Genomic DNA, 24,891 nt, shown 5'->3' with positions numbered 1-24,891 from the left:
GATGGCCGGGACAAGCCCGGCCATGACGTGAGGAGAATGTTGCGAGGACTCAAGCCAGCGTGAAATTCATCGTGATCTCGGCGTTGAGCACTTTCGACACGGGGCAGTTCTTCTCCGCCGCGCGGGCGAGCTCCTCGAACTTGGCCCGGTCGATGCCCGGCACGTTGGCGTTCAGCGTCAGGGCCGATTTCTTGATTGCAAATCCGCTGCCCTCCTGTTCGAGGGAGACCACCGCTTCCGTGGCAAGCTCGTTCGGCGTGAAGCCCGCGCCCTGGAGCTGGAAGGCGAGCGCCATGGTGAAGCAGCCCGCATGCGCGGCGGCGATCAGCTCCTCCGGATTGGTGCCCTTCTCGTTCTCGAACCGGGTCTTGAAGGAATAGGGCGTCGAAGACAGAACGCCGGAATCCGAGGTGAGATGGCCGGTGCCCTCCTTGCCTGTACCCTGCCAGACGGCTCTTGCCTTGCGGTTCATCCTGATCTCTCCTTTGTGCGTGAGGGTGGTGATCTAGGACAGGAGGCACCGGCCTCCAGAGGCCATCATCCCCTTGGGTTTGCGAGTTTTTGATGATCGTCCCCGTGCAGGCGCGCCTGCGCCCCCGGCTCCTCGGCGCGGTTCTCGTGGCCGTTCTGGTCTTCGCGGTCCTGCCGTCCTCCTGGCCGGCGAATTCGCGGCTCCTGGTGGCCTGGGATATCGGCGTCGTGTGCTATCTCGCTCTCGCCTGGAGCATGGCGGTGCGCTCCTCGACGGCCAAGATGCAGGAGCGCGCGGCGCAGGAAGACGAGAGCGCCGGTGTGGTGTTGGCCCTTACGCTTGCCGCCTCCGTGGCGAGCCTTGCCGCCATCGCCGTGCAGCTGACCGGCATCCAGGAGGATCAGGGTGCGCTGCAGGCTTTCCGCCTCGCGATCGCCGCCGTCACGATCCTCTGCTCCTGGTTCTTCGTGCACACCATCTACGCCATTCACTACGCCCATGAATATTACGGCGATGGCGGCGAGCGCCGGGGTCTCGCCTTCCCGCACGAGGCACGTCCCGATTACTGGGACTTCCTGTATTTCTCGTTCAATCTCGGGGCGGCGGCGCAGACCTCCGATGTGGTGATCGTCTCAAGACGCATGCGCCGCCTGGCGCTCGCCCACACAATTCTGTCCTTCCTGTTCAACACAACAATTCTCGCTCTTGCGGTCAATGTGGGGGCAGGATTGTTGTAGAACACGTCCTCAAAAGGCTTTCCCGCTAGGTTGCCCGATGCCCAGTTCCTTTCCTTCATCCGATCTCGTCCCCACCGTCGAAACAGACCGTCTCATCCTGCGCGGGCACCGGCTCGAAGATTTTGCCGACTCCCTTGCCCTCTGGACCGATCCGGAGAGCGTTCGGTTCATCAGCGGCAAGCCCTCCACCCGGGAGGAGGCCTGGGCCAGGATGCTGCGCTATGCCGGCCACTGGTCGCTTCTGGGCTTCGGTTACTGGGTTGTGACCGACAGGATGACGGGCCGGTTCGTGGGCGAGGTCGGGTTCGGCAACTTCAAGCGCGATATCGAACCCTCCCTTGAGGCCATGCCGGAGATCGGCTGGGTGCTTGCCGTTGACCAGCATGGGCGGGGCTACGCCACGGAGGCAGCGCAGGCAGCCGTCGCCTGGGGCGAGGCGCATTTCGGGCCTATCCGCACCGCCTGCATCATCGCGCCCGAGAACGGGCCTTCCATCCGCGTGGCGGAGAAGTGCGGCTACCGGGAGTTCCAGCGCACAACCTACAAGGATCAGCCGACGATCCTGTTCGTGAGGTAGGAGTCGCCTCACGCCTCCGACGGCTCATCCGCGAAGGCAGTGGCGGCAAGCCTCTCGGCATGATCGCGCACATCCTTCGGCCAGAGCCGGATCAGAGCCATGAACAGCTTCCGGTCTCCGGCGAAGAGCGCACGCGAAGCCTCCTCGAACCCGGCTTCGTCGCCGGCGAGCGTCGACATGAAGCGATAGAGCTTTTCCTGGGCCTGCCGCACCCGGTCCTTCGCCTCGTTGCTGCGCCGTGCCTCCTCGACCAGCTTGCGCAGGGCCACGGAGGCGCCGCCCGGCTGGGCGTTGAGCCATTCCCAGTGCCGCGGGAGCAGCGTGACTTCGCGGGCCACGACCCCGAGCTTGGGCCGGCCCGGTCCCCGCGGCTCCGGCTTGCCGGAGGTCTGCTCCAGCCGCTTCACCACATCGTCCGCCGTTCCGCGGAAATCGATGTCGACGACCCGGCAGGTCTCGTCGTCGAGGATCAGGACCGAGGTGCCTTCGTCCTGGTCGAGGGCGGCCTTGGCCTTTGCCGCGACCGTCGCGAGATCGCCGGACGCGATCCGGCGCATGCCCGCGAAGGCCGTGTAGGTTTGGTTTTCGTCAGCCATGATCATCCCCTGCAGCAACAAGCGAGGCAGGGTTTTATCCGGGTTAAATACCTTCGTCAATAATACCCGGGTGAAATGGGCCGGGACTAGGGCCCGTCCTGCTCCTCATCGCGCTCGCCCTCGACAATCCGCCGCGCCACATCGAAGCGGAAGCCCGCGCGGGCCATGGCGGCCAGGTCCTTGTCGCGGTAGGGCGCCCGCTCGCCGGGACGGAAGGGGCCCAGCTTGCGGCGGCGGGCAAAGGCGCAGGCCGCCTGCTCCTCGTCGCCCTCTTCTCCCTCCAGAGCCGCCGCGATGGTCGTGCGGTCGACGCCCTTGGCCGAGAGCTTCGCTTGGATCGCCCGGGCCGATCCGCCACGCCGGCGCAGGGTGGCGACGCGCGCTTCCGCATAGCGGGTGTCGTCGATGAGGCCGATCTTGAGGCTTTTGGCCACCACCTCGTCGATCATGTCGTGGAACTCGGCCGGATCCTCGCCCCGCAGGCGGCAGCGCTTGTCGACCTTGCGCCGCAGAACCCGGCGCAGGTTTTCCGCCGAGGAGGCATAGCGCTCGAGGTACGACATGGCGGCCCGCTGCAGATAGGCCTCCGACACCTTGCGCGGCGGCTTGCGGACAGGTTTGCCGGTCTCGTCCGTCATTCCGGCTTGTCGTCGGTTGAGCGCGAGGTTTCGCCCGGCTTCTCCACCTGGCCGCGGCGCTGCAGTTGGAGGGCCACGAACCAGCACAGGGCGGCCCAGGCTGCGCCCACCGACCAGCCGGCGACCACGTCGCTCGGCCAGTGGACGCCGAGATAGACGCGGCTCACGCCGACCAGCACGGTCATGATGATGGCAAGCCCCATGATGAAGGCGCTGGCGCGCCGGCTCTTCTCCACGCGGGCGAGCAGGGCGCCGAGCGTCAGATAGGTGATGGCCGACATCATGGCATGGCCGCTGGGGAAGCTCGCCGTGTAGATCCGGGTGGCATGGGGCACCAGGTCCGGCCGGGGCCGCTCGAATCCCATCTTGAGGCCGGTGGAGATCAGGGTGCCACCGACGATGGCGACGATCACCAGAAGCGCTGCGCCCTGCCTGCGGGTCATCATCAGATAGACCCATGTGGCCAGGGTGATGATCGACAGAATGGCGTAACCGCCGAGCCCCGTGATGTCCCTGGCGGCTTCCTCCACCCAGGAGGGGCCGAGGGGATTGGCCGGGTTCTGCGGATCGCGCAGGGCGAGCAGAAGCTCACTGTCGAGCGCATGCGTATCGCCCTCCCGCACGTCGTCGGCGAGTTCGATGAAGGCCCAGACGAAGAAGCCGCAGGCGGACAGCGACAGCAGCGGGCCGATTTCGTTGAGGCGCAGGCGAAGCCACAGGCGTGTGGCGGGAGCAAGAAGCGTGTTCATGGCCTCATGACATAGGGAGGTCGGGATGTCTGGCGAGAGGCTTAGGTTCTCTACGGACGTCATCACCGGCCCTGTGCCGGTGATCTCGATCATCGGAGGCACAGCACTTTTCATGATCGGGATGGCCGGGACTGATCCCCGGACCAAGTCCGGGGACGGCCATGACGCGGTGTGTATCGTTCATGGAGGCGAAAGCCGAGATCGCTCGCTGCGATCACACCTCGAGCCTCTTTTGCCAGGTCTTCGGGGCCGTGATGGAGCCGAGATTGAGCCACTCGGCCATGAGGCGCAGCTCGTCTCCCAGGGCGGGGGCGATCTCCTCCGGCGCAATCGAGGCTTCCGGGTGGATGGAGTGGACGATGAGATTGCCCGCCGCGCGGTCGGCCTTCAGGTCCACGCGGGCGACGATCCGCTCGCCCAGGACGAAAGGCAGGCAGTAATAGCCGAATTCCCGCTTCTCGGCCGGGGTGTAGATTTCGATGCGGTAGCGGAAATCGAACAGGCGCTCCGTGCGCGTGCGCTCCCAGACGATGGGGTCGAAGGGCGACACGAGCGCCCGCGCCTCCACCCGGCGCGGAATTTTGGCCTGCGGATCGAGATAGACCGGGCCATCCCAGCCCCTGACGGTGACGGGCATGAGGTCGCCTGCCTCGACCAGCTCGGGAATGCGCGCCTTCGCATCCTTGGGCTCCAGGCGGAAATAGTCGCGCAGGCAGCGCTCCGAGGCGATGCCGAGCGCCCGAATCGACAGCCGCAGGAGTTCCCGCTGCGCCTCCTCGGCCGAGGGTGTCGGCATGTCGAGGATCTCGGAGGGCAGCACCCGCTCGGGCAGGTCGTAGAGGCGCTCGAAGCCGCGTCGCGCGGCGGTGGTGACCTGCCCTGCCCAGAACAGCCATTCGAGCGCCCGCTTGCCGTCGCTCCAGCCCCACCAGGAGCCCTGGCCCTTGCCCCCGATGGAGAGCTCGCCCGCACCGATCGGCCCGCGCGCCTCGATCTCGCGGCGCACCTCCTCGATGAAGGCGCGCTTCTCGCGCCCGAACCGGGCCAGCCCACCATATGTGCCCTCGCCCCGCGCGGCGCGCTCCATGCGCCAGCGGAACAGCGGTTGCAGGTCGAGCCGGATCAGCGAGGCCTCATGGCCCCAGTACTCGAAGGCCTCCCGCTTCTTCCGGTGATAGGCGGTCTTTTCGAGCAGCCCGCGATCGTAGGAGCCGAGCCGCGAGAACAGGGGCATATAGTGGGCGCGCACCAGCACGTTGACCGAATCGATCTGGAGCAGGTGCGAGCGCTGCAGCACGCGGCTCACATGGCGCCTGGTGGCGCCGGCGGGGCGGCCTTCGTGAAAACCCTGAGCGGCCAGGGCGATCCGCCGGGCCTGGGCGAGCGTGATGTGAGTGCGGGACGGCATGGCGCGAACAATAGAGGAACACTGCAGATCATCGCCAGAGGCTGGCCGCCGAAACCGCCGTCAAAAAAGTCGGAACCTGTGGACGGAGCCGCCACTTAGCTCAGACTTGAGCCGGCATGCATACCAGCCCTGCAGGCGGAGGTTCGACACAGCCTCGGCCCGTCCCCTAGATAAGCCTGCCGGAACACGATGGACACGATGGACCAACCAATCCCTGCACAGCTTCAGAGCGGCCAGAGCAAGCCTCTGAGCCAAGCCGAGATCCGCACCATCGTCATCGGCGTTCTGCTCGCCATGTTCCTGGCGGCGCTCGACCAGACCATCATCGCCACGGCCCTGCCGACGATCGGCCGCGAGCTCGGCGATCTGGAGCACCTGTCCTGGATCGTGACGGTCTACCTCCTGACCTCCACGGCGGTGACGCCGCTCTACGGCAAGCTCAGCGATTCGTATGGCCGGCGCAGCATCATGCTGATCGGCATCGTGATCTTCATCGCCGGCTCGATCGCCTGCGCGCTGGCTCCCAGCATGTTCATGCTCATCCTGGCCCGTGGCCTGCAGGGCATCGGCGGCGGCGGGCTGATCGCGCTCGCCCAGACCATCATCGCCGACTTGGTGTCGCCGAAGGAGCGTGGGCGCTACCAGGTCTACTTCGCCAGCGTCTTCATGACCTCGAGCCTGCTCGGCCCCGTGCTGGGCGGCTTCATGGCCGAGCACCTGCACTGGTCGGTGATCTTCTGGATCAACCTGCCCCTCGGCCTGATCGCTTTCGCCATCGCGTTCCAGAGCCTGAAGAAGCTGCCCCGGTTCGAGCGCCCGCACCGGCTGGACCTGTTGGGCGCGGTACTTCTGGTCACCGCCACCGTGGCGCTGCTTCTGGCCTTGAGCTGGGGCGGCATCCGCTTTCCCTGGATGTCCCTGCCGATCCTCGGGCTCTTCGCCGGCTCCCTCGTTCTCTGGGGCCTCTTCGCCGTGCGCATGCGCACAGCGCCCGAGCCGTTGATTCCCTCCGGAGTGCTGCACAATCCCGTGGTGCGCATGGGGGTGCTCGCGGCCTGCTTCGGCATGGGCACCTATATCGGCCTCACCATCTATCTGCCTGTTTATTTCGAAACCGTGCGCGGCCTCTCGGCGAGCCTGTCGGGCCTTGCCCTCATTCCCCTCATGGCCGGAACCGTCGTCGGCGCGACGCTCTCCGGCCGCACCATGGCGAAGGTCAAGCACTACAAGCGGCTGCCCACCATCGGCCTCCTGGTGGCGATAGTCGCCACGGGCGTGCTGGTGCTCTACGGCGAGGTTCTGTCCGTCACGGTGGTCGAGGTCCTGCTCGGCATCATCAGCATCGGGCTGGGCACGCTCCTGCCCGTCACCATGGTGACGGTCCAGAACGCGGTGGCGCCGCACGAGATGGGAACCGCCACGGGCACGGCCAACTTCTTCCGCTCGCTGGGCGGCGCCTTCATCGTGGCGATCTTCGGCGCCATCGTGCTCAGCGGCTCGGGGGTGACGGGAGCGGCGAGCTTCGAGGCCCTGGGCGAGGCCGCAGCCCGGAGCGGCGTCGATCTCGCCGACGTGTTCAGCTACGTGTTCCTGGCGGCCATGATCGGCTTCGGACTGGCGCTCGCCTTTCTGCTCGCCCTGGAGGAGAGGCCCCTGCGCGGCGGCGCCGTGAAGGCCGCGGAGGCGGCGGTCGCAGACTGATCAGCGTCGGTTCCGAAACCGCATGTAGAGCAGCACGATGGCGAAGATGATGATCAGGCCCGAGATCATCATGCCGAGAATGCCGAACGCCCCTTCCGTCTCCGCTGCGCCGGGCGGCGTGGTCTGCGATCCCGGCGTCTCCGTGCCGGGAGCCGTGCTCTGCGCCTTGACGACCAGGGCACCATTGGTGATTCGATAAGTGGGGATCGGCATCGTCCATCCTGAACAGGCATTGCCTGGGAATAATGCTTCCTGGCGTCCCGGTGTTTCCTCGATCCTGCGGCGTCGTGGCTGGGGATAGGGCATCTCGCCTGTGGAGAGCTGCAACTCGCCCGGCACTTCCTTAAGCCTTGCCGTGTTAGGACCAAGCCGGATTTCGTGATCATACGAGGGAGGCTGATGAAGGCTGGCATCGACATGGGACAGGCATCCTCCGCTCCCGGAGGACAATCGGCCTTGCTCGATCTCGAAGAGCTCCTGGCGACGCGTCTGCTCGTCCAGGGCAATTCGGGCTCCGGCAAGTCGCATCTCCTGCGCCGCCTTCTCGAGCAGAGCGCCAACCTCGTCCAGCAGGCCATCATCGACCCCGAGGGCGATTTCGTCACGCTCGCCGACAAGTTCGGCCATGTGGTGGTGGATGCCTCCCGGTCCGAGGGCGACCTGCAGCGCATCGCCGCCCGCGTGCGCCAGCACCGGGTCTCGGTGGTCTTGAGCCTGGAGGGCCTCGACACCGAGGCGCAGATGCGCTGCGCGGCCACCTTCCTGGGCGGCCTCTTCGATGCGGAGCGCGACTACTGGTATCCGATGCTCGTGGTCGTCGACGAGGCGCAGCTCTTTGCGCCGGCCGCCGCCGGCGAGGTGTCGGACGAGGCGAGAAAAGTCTCGCTCGGCGCCATGACCAACCTCATGTGCCGTGGCCGTAAACGTGGGCTCGCCGGCATCATCGCCACCCAGCGCCTCGCCAAGCTCGCCAAGAACGTGGCGGCGGAAGCCTCCAACTTCCTCATGGGCCGCACCTTCCTCGACATCGACATGGCCCGCGCCGCCGATTTGCTCGGCATGGAGCGCCGCCAGGCCGAGATGTTCCGCGACCTCGAGCGCGGCCATTTCGTGGCCCTCGGTCCCGCCCTCTCGCGCCGTCCGCTGCCGATCCGCATCGGCGCGGTCGAAACCTCCACCCGCACGGGTACCTTCACGCTCATGCCGCTGCCCGAGCAGCCCAAGGAAGACGCCCGCGACCTCATCTTCAAGGCGGGCGAGGACGAGGTGGCGGCCCGCCCGGTGATGCCGCGCCGTGCGCCACCGCCGCCGCCGGCTCCCTCCACGAACGATCTTCTCGCCCAGCTCGCCCGCACGCGGCCTGCCGCAGCACCCGAGCCGCAGGCGGAGGAGACCGAGCAGTCCAAGGCCGAGCGCGACGCCACCCTCGACGCGATCCTGCGCGAGATCCTCGACGACCCGGAGGCTGCCTTCCGGTCCGTGGCCGTGCTGTATCAGGACTTTCTCGTCCGCTGCCGCATCCGCCGCGTGGCGGGCGAGCCTCTGAACCTCAACGCCTTCCGCCGTCGCCTCGCGGTCGCCCGTGCCGGCGTCGACATGGCCACCGCCGAGGGAACCGAGTGGGACCGCGCCGTCGCCTTCGCGGCCGATCTCACGGAGGACATCCAGGGCATCTACCTGCTCATCGCCCGCGCGGCCATGGAGTCCTCGCCCTGCCCGCCGGACGGCGAGATTGCGCGGGCCTGCGGCAGCCGCTCGCCCGGCCGTGCGCGGCGCCTCATCGCCTATATGGAAAGCCGCAACATCGTCGTGACCCGCAACGACCCGCGCGGCCTGCGCATCATCGCGCTCCCGGATCTCGGCTGGGAAACCGCCCCCGGCGACCCGAACGCCTTCGAGGAGCCGCAAGGGCCGGAGACGCGGGATTTGTTTGCGGTGGGGTAGGGTTCGCTAGGGCAGGCGTTGCAGCACGAGAACGGCTCCCGCCGCCCGGCGCACGGCTTGCCGCATAAGGCTGTCGGTGCCGGGCAATTCCGCAAAGGCAAAGCCGCGCTTGAGGAGCGGATGACGCTTGATTCGGTAGCGCGCCCATGCAGGTTCATCCTCGGCGAGCAGCCGGAAATGCTTGCTGAAAGCGGAGACGTACTCGCTGACCGGGCGATGGAATACCTCCCCACGCAGGATCGCGTCTGCCCTGTTGAGCCATTCATCGTCGGATGCCTGTCGGGCCGTGCCGAAGCCCATCCGGCGAAACGCCTTTAAGAGCATGCGCTGCCGTTCCGACCCGACGGGGAGCCGATGCACCCACGGCATCTTCAGGTGATCCTCCCACAGGACTTCCGAGGTCGGCATCAGCGCCAGCAGGAAGCCTCCCGGCCGGGTCACACGAGCAATCTCGCGGCAGATACCATCCAACTCGGACACATGCTCGAAGACCTGGTTGGACGCCACGATATCGAAGAAGCCATCCGCGAAGGGCATCGGCTTGTTCGGATCGATGGCAATGGCGCGGGAGCCGATCCTTCCGGTGGCGATTGTCAGGTTCTCCGAGCTGTCGCCCACCCCCAGGAACGTATCCACCCCATAGGCATCATACCCATGGTCGACCGCGAGAGCAGCCAAATCGGCAGTCCCGCAGCCGAAGTCGAGGAACCTGCCCGGAGGCGGGAGGTAGCGACCTGCAAGATCAATGATGAAGGAGTGGTTCAGCGACATTCGTTTACTGGCCTTCAAGGCGCCTCAGATCCGATGAGCAACGCCTGCCGTGGGAGCCTTCCTCATAGGAGCAGGGGCGAGTGAGGCAACCATCAGCCAGGGGAACCTGACCCGTCGGTACGGATCTTCAACTTGCCGCGATTGCCACCCTCAAGCCAAAGAATGTTGCATTATTCCGGCCGCTGGCCCGTTTGATTCGGGCTCAAACGTACGCAGGCCGTGATGTTCCGCTTTTTCGAGACCCGCATCGATTTCAGGAAGAAGCCGCCGGAGGAATCGCCGCCGGATACGCTCTGGGGCTTCTACTGGCATTTCATCCGGCAGGCGAAGGGCCTGTTCATCGTGCTCTTCGCCCTGGGCTTCGTGCTCGCCGTCGTCGAGGCGCTCGTCCCCTGGCTCATCGGTCGTCTGGTGAACGCCCTCTCGACCACCTCGCCGGAAGGCATTTTTCGGGAGGCCGGGCCGCTGCTGATCGCCATGGCGGCGATCATCCTGCTGGTGCGGCCCGTGGGCACGATCCTGTTCCGGCTGCTGGTCAACCATTCGCTCGCCGTTTCCTTCACCACGATGGTGCATTGGCAGAACTACTGGCACGTGGTGCGCCAGCCCCTGGGGTTCTTCCAGGAGGATTTTGCCGGCCGCATCGCCAACCGGGTGCTGCAGACGGGCCGTCCCTTGCGCGAAACGGTTCTCTCCGTCGCCCGCGCCGTCTGGCAGATCCTGATTTTCGGCGCGGCCTCCATCGGTCTTCTCGGCACGCAGGACTGGCGCCTCGCCGTCCCCATGGCCGGATGGTTCGTGCTCTATGCCACGCTGCTCGGCGTTTCCGTGCCGCGTATCCAGACCCGCTCGCGCGTGTCGAGCGAGGCGCGCTCCGCCGTCACCGGCAAGGTGGTGGACAGCTTCACCAACATCATGACGGTGAAGCTGTTCGGTCGCCGCAAGGACGAGGACGAATACATCAGCGAGGGCTATCATAGGCTCAACGATGCCTTCATGAGCCAGCAGCGCATCAACACGCTCTACGTGGCGGGGCTGACCATTCTGAACGCGATCTTCCTGGTCGCCACCGGGGCTGTGGCCGTGTGGCTCTTCAGCGCCAACCGGGTCGATGCCGGCACCATGACCACGGCGCTGCTGCTTTCCACGCAGATCGTCTCCATGTCGGGCTGGGTGGCCTTCGAGGTCATGGGCATCTTCGAGAACCTGGGCACGGTGCAGGAGGGCATGAAGACGATCTCGCGCCCGCTCACCATGCAGGACAAGCCGACGGCCAAGCCTCTGAACGTGCCGCGCGGAGAAATCCGCTTCGAGGATGTCACCTTCTCCTACGGCGAGGGCGATACGGTGATCGAGCGGCTCGACCTCACCTTGAGGCCCGGCGAGAAGATCGGGCTGGTGGGCCGCTCCGGCGTCGGCAAGACCACGCTGGTCAACCTGCTCCTGCGGTTCTTCGTGCCGCAGGAAGGCCGCATCCTCATCGACGGGCAGGACATCGCCGACGTGCAGGAGGAAAGCCTGCGCGGAAAAATCTCCGTAGTGACGCAGGACACGTCGCTGCTGCACCGCTCGATCCGCGAGAACATCCTCTACGGGCGGCCCGATGCCAGCGAGGAGGCCATGCGCGAGGCCGCGCGCCAGGCTCACGCCACCGACTTCATCGAGCGCCTCGTCGACGGGCGCGGCCGGCGCGGCTTCGATGCCCATGTGGGCGAGCGCGGCGTGAAGCTGTCCGGCGGCCAGAGGCAGCGCATCGCCATCGCCCGCGTGATCCTGAAGGACGCGCCGATCCTGATCCTGGATGAGGCCACCTCGGCGCTCGATTCCGAGGTCGAGGCGGCGATCCAGGAGTCGCTTGCCACGCTGATGGAGGGCAAGACGGTGATCGCCATCGCGCATCGTCTCTCGACCCTGCAGCTCATGGACCGCCTCATCGTCATGGACGAGGCCCGCATCGTCGAGGAGGGCACCCACGAGGAGCTTCTCGGGAACGGCGGCCTCTATGCCGGCCTCTGGTCGCGCCAGTCCGGCGGCTTCCTTACGCCGCGCCGGGAGAGCAAGGATGAGAGGGTGTGAGGGGGCTGGCTCACGTGTCATCCCCGGCGAGCGGAGCGAGGGGATGACATCCACCACGTCATGGCCGGGCTTGTCCCGGCCATCCCGATAGGAAAAGTGCCGCGTCTCATCGGATCGGGATCACCGGCACAAGGCCGGTGATGACGAAGGAGGGAAACACGGCCAGAAACGTCTCCCTTTCACCCTGTCTGGATCCTGAGTAAGGTCGCGTCATTCCCACCATTCCGAGATTTCATCACACCATGCATAACGACCGCCTGAGCCTTGATGTCATTGCCCGTCACGTCGATGCCAAAGCCGAGGATTACTGCGCCTTGAGCGACCGCATCTGGGCCGTGCCGGAACTCGCATTCGAAGAGCACCAGTCGGTCGCCGAGCAGATCGCCATGCTGGAGCGCGAGGGCTTCCGCATCACGCCGAATGTCGGCGGCATGGCCACCGCCTTCGTGGCCGAGTGGGGCTCGGGCGGTCCCGTCGTCGGGATCCTCGGCGAGTTCGATGCCCTGCCGGATCTCGCGCAGGTCTCCGGCGTCGCCGAGCACAAGCCGACGGTCAGAGGCGCGCCCGGTCATGGCTGCGGCCACAACCTGCTCGGCGCAGGATCCGCCTTGGCGGCGGTTGCCCTCAGGGATGCGCTGGAGGCCGAGGGCATCGCCGGCACCGTGCGCTATTACGGCTGCCCGGCTGAGGAGAGCGGGTCCGGCAAGACCTTCATGGCCCGTGCAGGCCTGTTCGACGATCTCGATGCCGCCTTCTGCTGGCATCCGAACGTGGTCAACGAGGTCTCGACCACCTCGTCGCTCGCCTGCATCCAGGCCTATTTCCGCTTCAGGGGCCGGGCGGCGCACGCGGCGGCCTCGCCCCATGTGGGCCGCTCGGCGCTCGATGCGGTGGAGCTGATGAACGTGGGCGTGAACTACATGCGCGAGCACATGCCCTCCGATGCCCGCGTGCATTACGCCATCACCAACACCGGCGGCGATGCGCCCAACGTGGTGCAGGCCTACGCCGAATCGCTCTATCTCGTGCGCTCGCCGCACCTGCCCGACGCGGAGCGCCTGTTCGAGCGCGTGAAGAAGATCGCCGAAGGCGCCGCGCTGATGACGGAGACCTCGGTGTCGGTGCAGATCACGGACGCGACCTCGAACGTCGTGCCCAACAAGGCGCTGCAGGAGGCCATGTACGAGAACATGCGCCGCCTCGGCCCGCCTGCCTTCGATGAGTCCGATCTCGCCTTCGCGGGCAAGCTCCAGAAATCGGCACTCACCGAGGAGGAGATCCTCGCGAGCGTGAAGCCGTACGATCTCTCGCTGAAGACCAAGGTGCTGCATGACGGCGTGCTCTCGATGCCGACCCGCGAGGAGGTGATGATGGGCACCACCGACGTGGGCGACGTGAGCTGGATCGTGCCCACGGTGCAGTGCCACACCGCATGCTTCGCCATCGGAACGCCGTTCCACACCTGGCAGCTCGTCACGCAGGGCAATCTGCCCGCCGCTCACAAGGGCATGGTGCTCGCGGCAAAAGCCATGGCGGCCACCGCTGCCGATGTCCTGCGCAACCCGGACCTCGTCGCCCGCGCCAAGGCGGAACTGCGCGAGCGCACCGGCGGCCGGACCTATCGCTGCCCGATCCCGGACGACGTCACGCCGGACGATCTGCGCGCGAAGGCCGCCTGAGGCTCAGAAGCGTTCGACCCTGCAAGCGCTCCGGCCCCAAGCTGGGGCGTTTTGCATTTCAGCAAAGTTACCTTGGCTATCGAGGACTCGTCCCGGCAGCGATGCCGGCTTATCTACGCTCTCAGGAATGGAGAGCGACATGAAGCTGACCGGAATCCACCATCTGACCGCCGTCACGGCGGATGCGCGCGGCAACCACGCCTTCTACACCCAGACGCTCGGCCTGCGCCTCGTGAAGAAGACGGTCAACCAGGACGACGTGAGCGCCTACCACCTGTTCTATGCGGATGCGAAGGCCTCTCCCGGCACGGACATCACCTTCTTCGACTGGCCGGTGGACCGCGAGCGGCGCGGCACCCACAGCATCGCGCAGACGGCCCTGCGCGTGAACGGCGAGAAGGCTCTCGCCTGGTGGAAGGACCGCTTCGACAGCCTCCATGTGCGCAGCGACGAGATCGTCGAGCGCGACGGCCGGCTCTCCCTCGATTTCGAGGATTTCGAAGGCCAGCGCCTGAGCCTCGTCGACGATGGCGGGCAGGGCGAGGCTCATCCGTGGGAGCGCAGCCCCGTGCCGGCCGAGCACCAGATCCGGGGCCTGGGTCCGATCCGGATCAGCGTGCCGAAGCTGGAACGCACGGCCCGCGTCCTGACCGATGCCATGGACATGCGGGCGGTCCGGGAATATCGCGTCGGCGACACGCCGGTCCACGTGTTCGAGATGGGCCAGGGTGGCGCCGGTGCGGAACTGCATGTGGCCGTGGAGCCGGGTCTTGCACCGGCCCGTCCGGGCGCAGGCGGCGTCCACCACGTGGCCTTCCGAACGCCGGACGAGCGGACCTATCAGGAATGCTGGGAGCGCCTGCAATCCCTGCGCGCGCCGTCGAGCGGCCCGGTCGACCGCTACTACTTCCAGAGCCTCTATTTCCGCGAGCCGAACGGCATCCTGTTCGAGATCGCCACCGACGGTCCGGGCTTTGCCACCGACGAGCCCATGGACAAGCTCGGCGAGCGCCTCGCCCTGCCGCCGTTCCTTGAGCAGCGCCGGGCTGAGATCGAAGCGGGTCTCAAGCCTCTCTAGAGCATCGGCCCGAAAGCGGATTTACACTTTTGGGGTCCGTCCGATGCTTCCTCCATAAGGGAGAGCATCGTTTGGCGCGACCCGGAGCGCCGCGTCAGCGAAAAACCGGGTCCACTTTTCGCACGATGATCTTGAAGCCAGCCTCTTCCGCTTATCGCATTGTCCCAAGCCGCCCTGCACCGCCGTGCGGGGCGGTTTTCTCTTTGATCGAAGCTTCCTTTGCGGCATTGCGCCTCAAGCGTTCTGCGCTCGATCTGCTAAAGAGGTCATGCCGATGGGAAGTAGTATCTTATAAAGTGTAACATTGTTTTGCGTTTTATTTTGCCTCCCGTACGGAGTTATGTAAGACTTCGCTCAGTTTTTTGTGTTCTGTAGCATCCATTACTTTTCCGTAGGGGACTTCCATGTCGAAGGCCAAGGTGAGGACGAGTTTGCTCGGGCCGTTCGCTATGCTCATTGCGGCCCTGGGGGTTGCCTATGCCGCTTCCCTGCCAGCACCGGCCGAAAGACCCATCCTGACGGTTTCCGGAAAGATCAGCGTCACCAATCGGGACAATACGGCGCTGTTCGACCGAGCCATGCTCGAGGCGCTCGGCATGGTCACCATAGAGACCACAACCCCTTGGCACGAGGGCAAGAACACGTTCGAAGGCGTCTCCCTCGACAAGCTGCTGAAGCACGTCGGCGCGACCGGCGAGCGCGTCGTCGTGGTCGCCCTGAACGACTACACCACCGACATCCCGATCGAGGATTTTCGGAAGTTCAACGTGATCCTCGCCCTCAAGCGCAACGGCGAGTACATGCCCATACGGGACAAGGGTCCCCTGTTCATCATCTATCCCTACGACAGCAATCCTGATCTGAAGAGCCAGACGTATTATGCCCGATCGGCTTGGCAGGTCGCCCGGATCGACGTGAGATAGCAAGGGACGGACAGGGTCCGGAGGCCGCCCATTGTCGCTGCGCACTTTCAAAACGGTAGTTGCCCTCGTAATCGGTGGCTTCCTGATAGCCGCCGTTTACATTTCGGTGCTGGTTGTTCAGCGCCAAGGCGCGCTGCGGCAGATCTCCGTCTACAACCCAGCCTGGGAGGCGGGACAGGCCACATCCGAGTTCATGAGGCTGGAACAGCGGCTGGCGGAGTTCGCCAGCGGCAAAAGCAAACTCGACCAGGACGAAGTCCGGCTGCGCTACGACATCCTGCTTGGGCGCGCGCAGATCCTGAATGAAGGCAGCTTCAAGGACCTTCTGCAGACCAGCCCGGAGCACGGTGAGACCCTCGTCGAGTTTCAGAAAAGACTTGCGGCGGTGCAGCCGCTCATCGAGGAGATCGGTCAGCGGCCGGAGGCGGCACAGGAAGCCCTCGAAATCCTGAACCCTCTGGAAGGTCCCCTCGCGCAGCTCGCATCGGCTTCGCACAACCATGGCGCTGCGCTCGTCCAGAAGGATCAGCAGGAGCTGATCCGGCTGCATTGGGCCTTCTCGGGCATCGCGGTGAGTTTGATCCTCATCGGAGTCGTCCTGATCATCCTCCTCAACCGGCACAACCGCCTGCTCGGGCATGCCCATGAGGAGTTGCATGTCCTTGCCCATCAGGATGCGCTGACGGGGCTGCCGAACCGCGTGGTGCTTCGCAACCAGCTGGAGCAAGCACTGTCGAGCAGGAGATCGAACGGGCGCACCATCGCCGTGTCCTACCTGGATCTCGACCACTTCAAGGACGTGAACGATTCCTTCGGCCACGAAACGGGCGACGAATTGCTCAAGGCCGTTGCTGAGCGTCTTCGAGACTGCATCCCCTCGCATGAAGGTCAGGTGCGGAACCTGATCTCCCGCTTCGGCGGTGACGAGTTCGCCATTCTGCAGACGGGTATCCGCAGACCCGAGGAGAGCGCGGCTCTCGCCTCGCGGATCGTGGAGGCCCTGCGCGCGCCGTTCAGCGTCAACGGCCAGGAGATCTTCATCGGCACGAGCATCGGCATCGCCTTGGCTCAAGGCCCTGTCACCTCGAGCCAGATCCTGAAGCATGCCGACATGGCGCTCTATCACGCCAAGGCCGACGGTCGAGGCACGTTTCGCTTCTTCGAGCCCGACATGGATGCCCAGCTGCAGGCTCGCCGCGCGCTGGAGGTCAATCTGCGCAAGGCGATGGGAGCCGGCGAGTTCGAGCTTTTCTACCAGCCTCAGATCAACATCGAGGCCAACGAGATCGGGGGCTTCGAGGCGCTGCTGCGCTGGCACCATCCGGAGCGTGGGCTCGTTCCGCCTGGAGAGTTCATTCCCGTCATCGAGAATACGGGCCTCATCGTGCCCTTGGGCGATTGGGTCATCGAGCAGGCGTGCCGGGAGGCTGCGGGCTGGCCCCGGAACATTCACGTGGCCGTCAATCTCTCGCCCGTGCAATTCCGCAGCCGCGGGCTGGTGCAGAGCGTGAGCCGCGCCCTGGCGGAGTCCGGACTGGATCCAAACAGGCTGGAACTGGAGATCACCGAGTCGGTGCTGCTCCAGGACAACGAGATGACTGTCTCGACCCTGCATCAGCTGCGCCGGCTCGGCGTGCGCATCGCCATGGACGATTTTGGAACCGGCTATTCGTCGCTGAGCTATCTGCGCAGCTTCCCGTTCGACAAGATCAAGATCGACCAGTCCTTCGTCCGGGAAATGTCGCAGCGGGCCGATTGCCTGGCGATCGTGCAATCCGTTGCCAATCTCGGCAGCAGCCTGGGCATGCCCACCGTGGCCGAGGGCGTCGAGACGGAAGATCAGCTGCGCCAGATCCAGGCTGCCGGGTGCACCGACGCGCAGGGCTATTACTTCGGGCGTCCCAAGCCTGCGCACGAGCTGGTGCATACCCTGGATGCCCTGAAACACGCCGTGAAGGTCGCCTGAACCTGAAGGCCGCCGGGTGATATTGGTGGGCTTCGTGAATCATGATAGGTAAGATTTCATCACGGTCTGCATGCAGACGCTGCTCCGTGGGAGCGCCCTCATCCACCATCGCTGGAGCAAGATGAATGAAGACGTATTGCGAGTTCACGTTCGAGGCAGCTCATTCGGTGGCTCCCTATTCAGGGCTGCACGGCCACACCTTCATTGTGAAGCTCACCTTCGGCGGACCCGTCGACGACGTCTATGGCTGGCCGGTCAATCTCTATGACGTCGAGAACTACATCAAAGAGATCAAGGGCGAGCATGGATCCGGTCTCGATCACGGCAATCTGGATCTGAACCCCGAGATCGGGATCGCTTCGCTCGAGAACGTCACCACGTATATCTGGAGGCTGGTGAAGGAGCGTTTCCCGGGGCTTGAGGAAGTGGAGCTCAAGCGCGGCATGGCCGGCTCCTCGGAAGGCTGCATCTATCGTGGCGAGGCAGCCGCGGCTCAGGGAAGCCTCGCGGCCTGAGACTGCAAAACGAGAACAAGAAAAAAGCCGCCCCATGGGGCGGCTTTTTCGTTTCAGGGTCATTCCCGGCTGTTACGGCGTGTAGCCGAAGGAATAGGATACGGTGAGCCCCAGGCCGACCTGATGCTCGGAGCCGAAGCGCTCGACGATGGGGCTGTCGGCGGCGTCGCTCACGAGATGCTTGTAGGTGACGAAAGCGGTGGTCGACCATTGCTGCGACCAGTCGTAGCTGACGGCACCGGTCGCGCCCACCGAGGTGATGCCGCCGGAGGGGCGGTAGGCGGTCACCTGCCCGTTGAGCGCCGCCTCCTCGGGCGTCACGCCGAAATAGGTGCGGGTGAATTCGCCGTCGTCGAGGGACAGTCTCGGGCCCAGCGACAAGGTGACGGCGCCGAAGCGCTGCACCGCATCGAGACCGAAATCGGCCACGAAGCCCTCATGCCCGCCAAAGCCGCGCCGGATTTCGGCGCGGGCGCGCAGGAACTCCAGGGGCCAGTATTCCACGAACACGCCGGGCTCCACCGCCCAATCGATCTTCTCCAGGCCGACGAGCTCCCGGTTGTCCTGGTAATAGCGTCCGCCGACGAAGCGGCCGACCACGCCGACGCGGAACACGGATTCGTCCAGGAACGAGAAGCTCAGGCCGTCGTCGGGAGCGCTGAAGCGCTCGACCGTTCCGGCGCGGCGGAAGCTGAGGGACGGATAACCGACGACGCTGAAATCGTCCGAGCCGGGATAGGACGGCCCCACCCGCAGGTTGCCCTTCACGGTGACGATCCAGCCCGAGGAGCTCTGGATGGGTTCAGGCGAGAACACCGGGTCGGCTGCCTGAGCCAGGGTCGACCCGGTGGCGAGGAAGGCGACAAGGGCGAGGGATCGGGCTGTGCGCATGATTCTTCCGGCTCGTGGTTCCACCCTATCGTCGTGGCCCCAAACGGACGTAAGGTCAAGCCAAGGCCTCGTCCTATGGTTTCGCAAGTCTGACCGGCCCTGCAGGCCTGGAGCAGGGCTGCAGGAGAACTTTTGTCCGAGCCGAACGGTTGTCAGGGGCAGATCCAGGGAGAGTGTCTTGTCACTGCACCGCGCCAGCAGCCGTCCGCAGCCGGACGAGTTCTATCCCAAGCCGCCTCCGACGGAGCCCGTTCCGGCCATACCGATGCCGCCCGACACGCCGGCGCCATCCATGCCGCCCAGCGTTCCGTCGTCCCTGCCGGAGCAGCCGCCGGAGCCGGACAAGCCGGTGCTTCATCCAACGCCTCAGCCAGAGGTGCCGTGAGGAGCGGATCTCTCGGTGAAATTGTCGTCCAGGCGCAGCAGGCCCGGAACGATCCGGGCAATGCTTCCTGCGGCAACCGGCGACAGCACCGCGATCATATGGTCCGGGGCATCTTTCATCAGGCCCATGCCGATGTCGTTGCCGTCCGGGTCGGCCAATCCCACCAGGAGATCGACCGGAAGGGGCGCATTCGCGCCCATCCCCTCGACCAATCCGGGTGTAAGACGATGGATGGCGGCCCCCGCAAAATGATTTCGGAATGCCTCCCGCCGCACGGCGCGGCGCTCCCCATCGGTCTTGCGCCGGGCCATGGGTGAGGCCGGCAGGCGGAGCACCGGCAGGGGCGCCCTCCCGTCGGCGATGGCCGCGAGAGCCGGATCCTCCCCGAGGGCAATCAGCACGTCGGGCTGCACTTCATCGATCTTCGCCGCCTTGAGGCGCAGACCCGGTCCCGCCAGCAACCCGCTGGTGTTGACGACCAGGAGATCCGCATCGGTCCGTTCCATCAGGCGGCGCGTGCCCCGGATGAGGTTCTGCCAGCCGAGAACGGGATTGGTCGTGCCGACGAAGGCCAGGGACAGGCCCTGTGCGTCCCGCATGGTGACGCAGGCTGGCGGGCCGATGGCTTTCTGGCCGACATCCGTATCGAGCAACGCCGTGCTTCGGCCGGACTGCACCGAGATCATCCTGAGGAAGCGGCAGAGCGTGCTCTTGCCCGTGTCCCGGGCGCCGAGCACGACGATCCGGTGGATCTCGTGGCGGCGCACATGCTCTGCCGCAGCAGACCATTCGAGCGGAATGTGCAGGTGAGTGTCAGCCAAGAAAGCGCGCCACCCCACGCTCGACCATATCGGGCGGAACCACATGGCCGCCGTCGAACTCGTGGTAGTCCACGTCGTAGCCGGCCCGGCGAAGTGCTGGGACGATCCTGCGGCTGCAGGGGTCGATGGGCAGCACCTCGTCGTGGACGCCGTGAGAGATGAAGATCCGCGGCGTATCGGCCGTCGTTGTCGGCACCAAGAAGCCCGGCGAGAAGGCGAGGATATGATCGAACAGATCGCCGTTGATGACGCCGAGCGACAGGGCATAGGAGGCGCCATCCGAGAACCCGGACACCGCGATGCGCGCAGGGTCGACGGGATGGAGCCCGAACACCTTCGTCAACGCTTGATCGATGAAAGCAACGTCGGGGCCGTAGCCGCCCCTGAGCACGTCCCAGGTGGGGCCGCGCGACTCCGGCGCGAGCACGATGATGCCATGCCGCTCCGCCTGCGTGGCCACGAGGTCGAGGATATGCGTGGCGATGCCGCCGGCGCCATGAAGCGCCACGATCAGCGGGGCTGGCTTTGCCGGATCGAGTCCGCCTGGCACCAGGAAGGCGCCATCGCGCTGGCCGCTCAGGCCCAGGGGATGGCGACCGGGCGCTACGGAGGGAGGCGCTGCAATCTGCTCAGGGCGCGACCCGAGTTGTCCCGATCCGTGATCTGCGCTGCCGGCCATGAAGATCGCACCTCGCTTTAGGAAGATCGCACCTCGCTTCAGGTTGCGCGCCAACGCCGGAACGGGCCCGGCTGTTCCTCCACCACGCGAGCCAGGACGGAATGGCGCAGGAACATCGCGGGAGGCATGACGTTAGAGGCCTCTCAACGCAAGGGTGCCTCTCGATGTCCCTCATGGACTACACCGGCTACGCGGCCGCGATCTGCACCACCTCGGCCTATATCCCGCAGGTGGTCAGGGTCTGGCGCACGCGCTCGACGAAAGACATTTCGCTCAAGATGTTCCTGGTGCTGGTCACCGGTCTTGCCCTGTGGTTGACCTATGGATTCCTGAAAGGTGAAATTCCCATCATCGCGGCGAACGGCGTCACGCTCCTGCTCGCGGGCATAATCCTCTTTTTCAAGCTCAGGCACGGATAGCGCCCGAGGTACGGAGATCCTCAGCACATGATCAAAGCAGTTGTATTCGATGTCGATGGCACCCTCATCGATACCGTGGATCTCCATGCCGACGCCTGGGTGAAGGCCCTCCAGCATTTCGGATTCGAGATCGCCTTCCGGGACATGCGCTCGCAGATCGGCAAGGGCGGCGACCAGATCCTGCACGGGCTTTTGCCGCCCGAGGTGATCGAGAAGCAGGGCGACGCGATCAAGGACTTCCGCTCCGATCTCTTCAAGCGCGAGTACCTGCACCGGGCGCGCGCCTTTCCCGCTGTGCGCGATCTCTTCGAGCGCATTCGCGCGGCAGGACAGAAGGCGGTGCTGGCGTCCTCCGGCAACGCGGACGAGGTCGAGCAGTACAAGGAGATCGCAGGCATCGCGGACCTCATCGACTCGGCCACGTCGTCGGACGACGCGGAGCGCTCGAAGCCCTTCCCCGATATCTTCGAGGCCGCCCTCGCGAAGCTTGCGCCGCTGACGCCGGACGAGGCGGTGGTGATCGGCGATACGCCCTATGATGCGGAAGCAGCCCGCAAGGCGCAGATGAAATCCATCGGGGTCCTGTCCGGCGGCTTCACCGAGCAGGCCCTGAAGGATGCCGGCTGCATCGCGGTCTATCGCGACGTCGAGGATCTGCTGCACCACTACGACAGCTCGCCTCTTGCGTCTTGACACACGAAAGGCAGCCCTGTTCGAAACAGGGCTGCCCCAGGTTCAGACGCCCTGCACGCGAAGATTGTTCTGGACGTGCGAGACGCCGGAGGCGAGCTCCGCCAGATCCTCGGCGCGGCGCTTGAGGCCACGGCTCGTGACGGTGCCGTTGAGGGTGATCTCGCCGTCCTTCACGACGACTTCGACGTTCGATGCATCGATGAAGGGATCCTCGGTCAGACGCTCGCACACATCCTCATGGATGCGCTCGTCGGACCGCCGGTAGCCCTTGGGGCCGCGGCCGCGATGCTGGCCTGTGCCGGGCCGGTTCTCATCCCGACCGGAGCGGACATCGGCATCGTTCGGGTCGCGGGTGCCTAAGGCGCCGTAGCCGGAGCGGGGCCGGCTGTAGCCCGGGTCGAAGCCTTCGTCGTCCGGCGGACCGCCCCGTCCGTCGTCGATCACGCCGCCGGAAAACGGGTCGGCATCGCTGCCGTAGCCGCCGGGATATTCCCGGCCCTCGCCGCGGAAGCCCACGGCGCCCTGGGGCACGTCACCGTAGCCGTTGTCGTCGAAGGGGTTCCGGTTCCTGCGGCGGGTGTCTACCATGGCTCATGCTCCTGTGATTGCAGGAGCAACCACCCGGCTTGCCCGTGGTTCCACACGACGATCCCACCGCAGCGAAGAGCCTCTAGCCCCATGAAAGCCGCGCAACGCATCAAGCTCTTCGAGGATGTCTATGCCCGTGACGGAGGGCGCTGCGTCTATTGCGGAATCCCGGCGCGCCGTCCCGGTCCCGGGGTGAAACGCGCCCTGGATCTTGCGACCCTCGACCATGTGCATCCGCGATCCTTCGGCGGCCCGCTCACCCCCGACAACCTCGTGCTGGCCTGCTCCGCCTGCAACAACGAGCGTGGCACCATGGAGGCCGAGGCGTTCGGGATTCTCAAGGCGGGCAAGCCAACAGCCTGAGCACCGGCGGATGTGGAACAGGGCTGCTCGCGCCGACGTTCGACAGCCGGATGTTTTCTTCGAACGGAGACAGCGATGAACATCGAGAATCAGGTGCGCGAGGCCATCATCGCCGAGCTGAAGCGCCAGTCCGAGGCCGGCGAGCAGGGCCTGCGCGTCAGGACGGGCGAGGCCGAGACGATCACCATCGAAGGCCGGGTCAATCTCGACGAGCTCACCATGGCGGTGGTGGGATCGCTCGCCGGCGGACCCTGACCATTCAGGCGCGGGCCGCGGCGCCGGCTTCCGCGGAAGCCGCCTCCTGCTCGGGGCTCAGAGCCAGATAGCGCAGGCGGTGCTTGTCGGCGGGGGCGCGATCCAGGAGCGCGAGGCTCTTTTCCATGTCGCGCCGTCCGGCGGCCCAACGGTCTCGGATCGAGGACGGCGAGTAGTCGAAGGTCTTTCCTGCGCGCTCGTCGCTGCCCGCGAAATAGGCCATATGCAGCAGCGTGGCCTGGGGGCCATCGGGCTCCAGCTGTTCACGCAGGGCGTATTCCCGCTTGAGTCCCTTCAGGGTCCGTCGCGTGGGGCTGGCGAAGATCATGTCGTTGGCGCGTTCCGCAGCCGAGCTGAGCGAAGCCGGACGCGCGGCGTGCAGGCTGAACAGCTCGACGGCGATGCAGGTGAAATCCTCCTTAAGGGGCTCCGCAAATGGCACCTCGATGGGCAGGTTGTTGGTGTAGCCCGGATCGCAGAGCAGACGTCCGTCGATCTCCACCGGCGGGAAGATCGGCGTGATGGCGGAGCTCGCCAGGAAGTGCTCGGGCGTGAGCTCATGCCGAGTGTTATCGAAGAGAACATCCTCGCCGCTCTCGAGATCGACGCAGCCGACGGTGAGGCGAATGTCTGCCCGGTTCAGCCGGTCGAAATCCACGAGCCGCTCCAGCGTCTGCTGAAGAGGGCTGTGATCGTAGAGCGCCACGTCGTGCGGTATCCAGGGCAGCATGGACAGCATGCCGGGAAAACGGTGCCCGAACAGACCGGGCCGACCGAACAGGAGCGCCGTGATCGTGTGCAACTCGTTATAGGTGTGGCGGATCTTCGTGCCGCGCCCGAGCAGGCCCGGCGTGCTGATCATCGCCTCGTCCCAGAACGCCTTGAGGCGCGGCAGGCGATCCTCCGGCGCGTTGCCGGCGATGATGGCTCCCGTGACCGCCCCGATGGACCCGCCGACGATCCATTGCGGCTCGATCTCCCGTTGCTGCAGCTGTTCGTAGGCGCCCGCGAGATAGGAGCCCAGCGCGTTGCCGCCGCCGAGCACGAGGGTGAGCGGCTGGTCCCGATCCAGCTTCGACGACGCAGCCATGTGATTGCCTTGGTAAGAAAACGTGCCGGGTTTGAAATGGTGCTCCCATGCGGGCATAGGAGAGGGCAGGGAACGCATGCAGGCGGCAGCGGTTCCGCGACAGGCATGATGGGAGACGGACATGGCCAAGCAAAACATCGCGATCAGGACTCAGGACGGAACCGCCAAGGCCGGCCTGTTTCAGCCGGACCGCCAGCCTGCGTCGGAGATTCCCGGCGTGATCCTCTACATGGATGCCTTCGGGCCCCGCCCCGCGCTCGACGCCATGGCCGAGCGCCTGGCGGATGAGGGGTATGTGGTTCTGCTGCCCGATCTCTTCTATCGCTACGGCGATTACGGCCCTCTCGATGCCAAGACGGCCTTCAGCGAAGAGCCCACCCGCACCAGGTTGCGGAGCATGATCGGCGACACCACCCAGGACATGACCCGGCGCGACAGCGCGGCGTTTCTGGAGACGCTCACCCAAGCGGGAGCCACGGGCCGGATCGGCGTTGTCGGCTATTGCATGGGCGGCAGCCGCGCCATCAACGCGGCGGCCGCCTATCCGGAGCGCATCGCCGCTGCGGCGAGCTTCCACGGCGGGCGCTTGGCCAACGATGCGCCCGACAGCCCGCACCTGAACGTGGCGACGATCAAGGGCCGCGTCTATGTGGGCAGCGCCGGCGTCGACGAGAGCTTCCCGCCCGAGCAGTCGGCGCGGCTGGCGGAGGCCCTGCGCCGGGCCGAGATCGACCATGTGATCGAGAACTATGTCGGCATGGCCCATGGCTGGGCGGTTTCCGACAACAGGGTCTATGACGAGCGCGGCGCCGAGCGGCACTGGAAGCGCCTGCTCACGCTGTTCGACGAGACGCTGCGCTAGAGCATCGGACCCAAA

General features: G+C 65.7%; 28 protein-coding genes. 16 read left to right on the top strand and 12 right to left on the bottom strand.

The features are described from left to right. Positions 1 to 49: 49 nt before the first annotated feature. Complete coding sequence (locus MA07_RS18335; RefSeq protein WP_036354336.1) at positions 50 to 472, bottom strand: OsmC family protein; 423 nt, start codon at positions 470 to 472, stop codon at positions 50 to 52. A gap of 92 nt (positions 473 to 564) precedes the next feature. On the opposite strand from MA07_RS18335, the gene MA07_RS18330 reads away from it, so the two are divergent. Both MA07_RS18330 and MA07_RS18325 read left to right on the top strand, forming a co-directional pair. Next, positions 565 to 1,209, top strand: coding sequence for a DUF1345 domain-containing protein (locus tag MA07_RS18330; RefSeq protein WP_036354332.1), 645 nt, complete (start codon positions 565 to 567; stop codon positions 1,207 to 1,209). Positions 1,210 to 1,246: 37 nt separating this feature from the next. Beyond that, positions 1,247 to 1,786, top strand: coding sequence for a GNAT family N-acetyltransferase (locus MA07_RS18325; RefSeq protein ID WP_036354328.1), 540 nt, complete (start codon positions 1,247 to 1,249; stop codon positions 1,784 to 1,786). A gap of 8 nt (positions 1,787 to 1,794) precedes the next feature. On the opposite strand, the gene MA07_RS18320 is transcribed toward MA07_RS18325, so the two are convergent. The 4 genes from MA07_RS18320 to MA07_RS18305 all read right to left on the bottom strand — a co-directional run bounded on the left by MA07_RS18320 (position 1,795) and on the right by MA07_RS18305 (position 5,177). After that, positions 1,795 to 2,382: a DUF2239 family protein gene (locus tag MA07_RS18320; protein ID WP_036354622.1), complete on the bottom strand. Its 588-nt coding sequence runs from the start codon at positions 2,380 to 2,382 to the stop codon at positions 1,795 to 1,797. A gap of 86 nt (positions 2,383 to 2,468) precedes the next feature. Continuing rightward, positions 2,469 to 3,020, bottom strand: coding sequence for a regulatory protein RecX (locus MA07_RS18315; protein ID WP_036354325.1), 552 nt, complete (start codon positions 3,018 to 3,020; stop codon positions 2,469 to 2,471). Then, complete coding sequence (locus MA07_RS18310; RefSeq protein ID WP_036354620.1) at positions 3,017 to 3,769, bottom strand: phosphatase PAP2 family protein; 753 nt, start codon at positions 3,767 to 3,769, stop codon at positions 3,017 to 3,019. The genes MA07_RS18315 and MA07_RS18310 overlap by 4 nt, the downstream gene beginning before the upstream one ends. 214 nt (positions 3,770 to 3,983) lie before the next feature. Further along, positions 3,984 to 5,177 carry a winged helix-turn-helix domain-containing protein gene (locus MA07_RS18305; RefSeq protein ID WP_036354322.1) on the bottom strand — a complete coding sequence of 398 codons (1,194 nt, stop codon included), beginning with the start codon at positions 5,175 to 5,177 and terminating at the stop codon, positions 3,984 to 3,986. Between the two features lie 198 nt (positions 5,178 to 5,375). Here MA07_RS18305 and MA07_RS18300 point away from each other — a divergent pair, with 198 nt between their 5' ends. Next, on the top strand, positions 5,376 to 6,878 hold the full coding sequence (locus MA07_RS18300) for an MDR family MFS transporter (protein ID WP_052003321.1): 1,503 nt from the start codon (positions 5,376 to 5,378) through the stop codon (positions 6,876 to 6,878). On the opposite strand, the gene MA07_RS18295 is transcribed toward MA07_RS18300, so the two are convergent. Further along, entirely contained in the window at positions 6,879 to 7,091 is a 213-nt protein-coding gene (locus MA07_RS18295) for a hypothetical protein (RefSeq protein WP_036354319.1), read from the bottom strand. Positions 7,092 to 7,277: 186 nt separating this feature from the next. Here MA07_RS18295 and MA07_RS18290 point away from each other — a divergent pair, with 186 nt between their 5' ends. After that, complete coding sequence (locus MA07_RS18290; protein WP_036354316.1) at positions 7,278 to 8,822, top strand: ATP-binding protein; 1,545 nt, start codon at positions 7,278 to 7,280, stop codon at positions 8,820 to 8,822. Between the two features lie 6 nt (positions 8,823 to 8,828). On the opposite strand, the gene MA07_RS27955 is transcribed toward MA07_RS18290, so the two are convergent. Next, entirely contained in the window at positions 8,829 to 9,593 is a 765-nt protein-coding gene (locus MA07_RS27955; protein WP_052003297.1) for a class I SAM-dependent methyltransferase, read from the bottom strand. 222 nt (positions 9,594 to 9,815) lie between these two features. Between MA07_RS27955 and MA07_RS18280 the strand changes: the two genes are divergently transcribed. The 6 genes from MA07_RS18280 (at position 9,816) to MA07_RS18255 (ending at position 17,830) form a co-directional block, all read left to right on the top strand. Further along, a complete protein-coding gene (locus MA07_RS18280; RefSeq protein WP_036354313.1) occupies positions 9,816 to 11,669 on the top strand; it encodes an ABC transporter ATP-binding protein in 1,854 nt (617 codons plus the stop codon). Between the two features lie 242 nt (positions 11,670 to 11,911). Next, positions 11,912 to 13,348 (top strand): M20 family metallopeptidase, encoded by a 1,437-nt coding sequence (locus tag MA07_RS18275; protein ID WP_036354310.1) that lies wholly within the window; start codon positions 11,912 to 11,914, stop codon positions 13,346 to 13,348. A 139-nt stretch (positions 13,349 to 13,487) separates the two neighbouring features. After that, positions 13,488 to 14,426, top strand: a complete 939-nt coding sequence (locus MA07_RS18270) for a ring-cleaving dioxygenase (RefSeq protein ID WP_036354307.1) — start codon at positions 13,488 to 13,490, stop codon at positions 14,424 to 14,426. A gap of 449 nt (positions 14,427 to 14,875) precedes the next feature. Then, entirely contained in the window at positions 14,876 to 15,349 is a 474-nt protein-coding gene (locus MA07_RS18265; RefSeq protein WP_244445286.1) for a molybdopterin-dependent oxidoreductase, read from the top strand. A 31-nt stretch (positions 15,350 to 15,380) separates the two neighbouring features. After that, entirely contained in the window at positions 15,381 to 17,315 is a 1,935-nt protein-coding gene (locus MA07_RS18260; protein ID WP_052003296.1) for an EAL domain-containing protein, read from the top strand. 125 nt (positions 17,316 to 17,440) lie between these two features. Continuing rightward, a complete protein-coding gene (locus MA07_RS18255) occupies positions 17,441 to 17,830 on the top strand; it encodes a 6-carboxytetrahydropterin synthase (protein ID WP_036354301.1) in 390 nt (129 codons plus the stop codon). A 72-nt stretch (positions 17,831 to 17,902) separates the two neighbouring features. On the opposite strand, the gene MA07_RS18250 is transcribed toward MA07_RS18255, so the two are convergent. Continuing rightward, positions 17,903 to 18,721: a MipA/OmpV family protein gene (locus MA07_RS18250; RefSeq protein WP_052003295.1), complete on the bottom strand. Its 819-nt coding sequence runs from the start codon at positions 18,719 to 18,721 to the stop codon at positions 17,903 to 17,905. A gap of 178 nt (positions 18,722 to 18,899) precedes the next feature. Here MA07_RS18250 and MA07_RS29720 point away from each other — a divergent pair, with 178 nt between their 5' ends. Then, positions 18,900 to 19,106, top strand: coding sequence for a hypothetical protein (locus MA07_RS29720; protein ID WP_152568915.1), 207 nt, complete (start codon positions 18,900 to 18,902; stop codon positions 19,104 to 19,106). On the opposite strand, the gene MA07_RS18245 is transcribed toward MA07_RS29720, so the two are convergent. After that, entirely contained in the window at positions 19,088 to 19,927 is an 840-nt protein-coding gene (locus MA07_RS18245; RefSeq protein ID WP_036354294.1) for a Clp1/GlmU family protein, read from the bottom strand. The two genes, MA07_RS29720 and MA07_RS18245, sit on opposite strands and share 19 nt — an antisense overlap. Then, positions 19,920 to 20,606 (bottom strand): hypothetical protein, encoded by a 687-nt coding sequence (locus MA07_RS18240; protein WP_036354609.1) that lies wholly within the window; start codon positions 20,604 to 20,606, stop codon positions 19,920 to 19,922. Before MA07_RS18240 ends, MA07_RS18245 begins: the two co-directional genes overlap by 8 nt. Positions 20,607 to 20,779: 173 nt before the next feature. On the opposite strand from MA07_RS18240, the gene MA07_RS18235 reads away from it, so the two are divergent. Next, on the top strand, positions 20,780 to 21,025 hold the full coding sequence (locus MA07_RS18235) for a SemiSWEET transporter (protein WP_200879394.1): 246 nt from the start codon (positions 20,780 to 20,782) through the stop codon (positions 21,023 to 21,025). 27 nt (positions 21,026 to 21,052) lie between these two features. Beyond that, positions 21,053 to 21,718, top strand: a complete 666-nt coding sequence (locus MA07_RS18230) for an HAD family hydrolase (protein WP_200879391.1) — start codon at positions 21,053 to 21,055, stop codon at positions 21,716 to 21,718. Between the two features lie 42 nt (positions 21,719 to 21,760). Here MA07_RS18230 and MA07_RS27950 read toward each other — a convergent pair whose 3' ends face one another. Next, positions 21,761 to 22,306 carry a BON domain-containing protein gene (locus MA07_RS27950; RefSeq protein ID WP_052003294.1) on the bottom strand — a complete coding sequence of 182 codons (546 nt, stop codon included), beginning with the start codon at positions 22,304 to 22,306 and terminating at the stop codon, positions 21,761 to 21,763. A gap of 90 nt (positions 22,307 to 22,396) precedes the next feature. Between MA07_RS27950 and MA07_RS18220 the strand changes: the two genes are divergently transcribed. Then, complete coding sequence (locus MA07_RS18220) at positions 22,397 to 22,669, top strand: HNH endonuclease signature motif containing protein (protein ID WP_036354289.1); 273 nt, start codon at positions 22,397 to 22,399, stop codon at positions 22,667 to 22,669. Between the two features lie 75 nt (positions 22,670 to 22,744). Beyond that, positions 22,745 to 22,924, top strand: a complete 180-nt coding sequence (locus tag MA07_RS18215) for a hypothetical protein (protein WP_036354286.1) — start codon at positions 22,745 to 22,747, stop codon at positions 22,922 to 22,924. A 4-nt stretch (positions 22,925 to 22,928) separates the two neighbouring features. Here MA07_RS18215 and MA07_RS18210 read toward each other — a convergent pair whose 3' ends face one another. After that, positions 22,929 to 24,014, bottom strand: a complete 1,086-nt coding sequence (locus tag MA07_RS18210) for a patatin-like phospholipase family protein (RefSeq protein WP_036354284.1) — start codon at positions 24,012 to 24,014, stop codon at positions 22,929 to 22,931. 121 nt (positions 24,015 to 24,135) lie between these two features. Between MA07_RS18210 and MA07_RS18205 the strand changes: the two genes are divergently transcribed. Next, a complete protein-coding gene (locus tag MA07_RS18205; protein ID WP_036354281.1) occupies positions 24,136 to 24,876 on the top strand; it encodes a dienelactone hydrolase family protein in 741 nt (246 codons plus the stop codon). Positions 24,877 to 24,891: the final 15 nt, after the last annotated feature.

Source organism: Microvirga sp. BSC39 (assembly GCF_000739015.1).
Classification (GTDB): Bacteria; Pseudomonadota; Alphaproteobacteria; order Rhizobiales; family Beijerinckiaceae; genus Microvirga.
The sequence above is the reverse complement of the archived record's forward strand: the minus strand, read 5'-3'. Positions and strand labels throughout refer to the sequence as shown.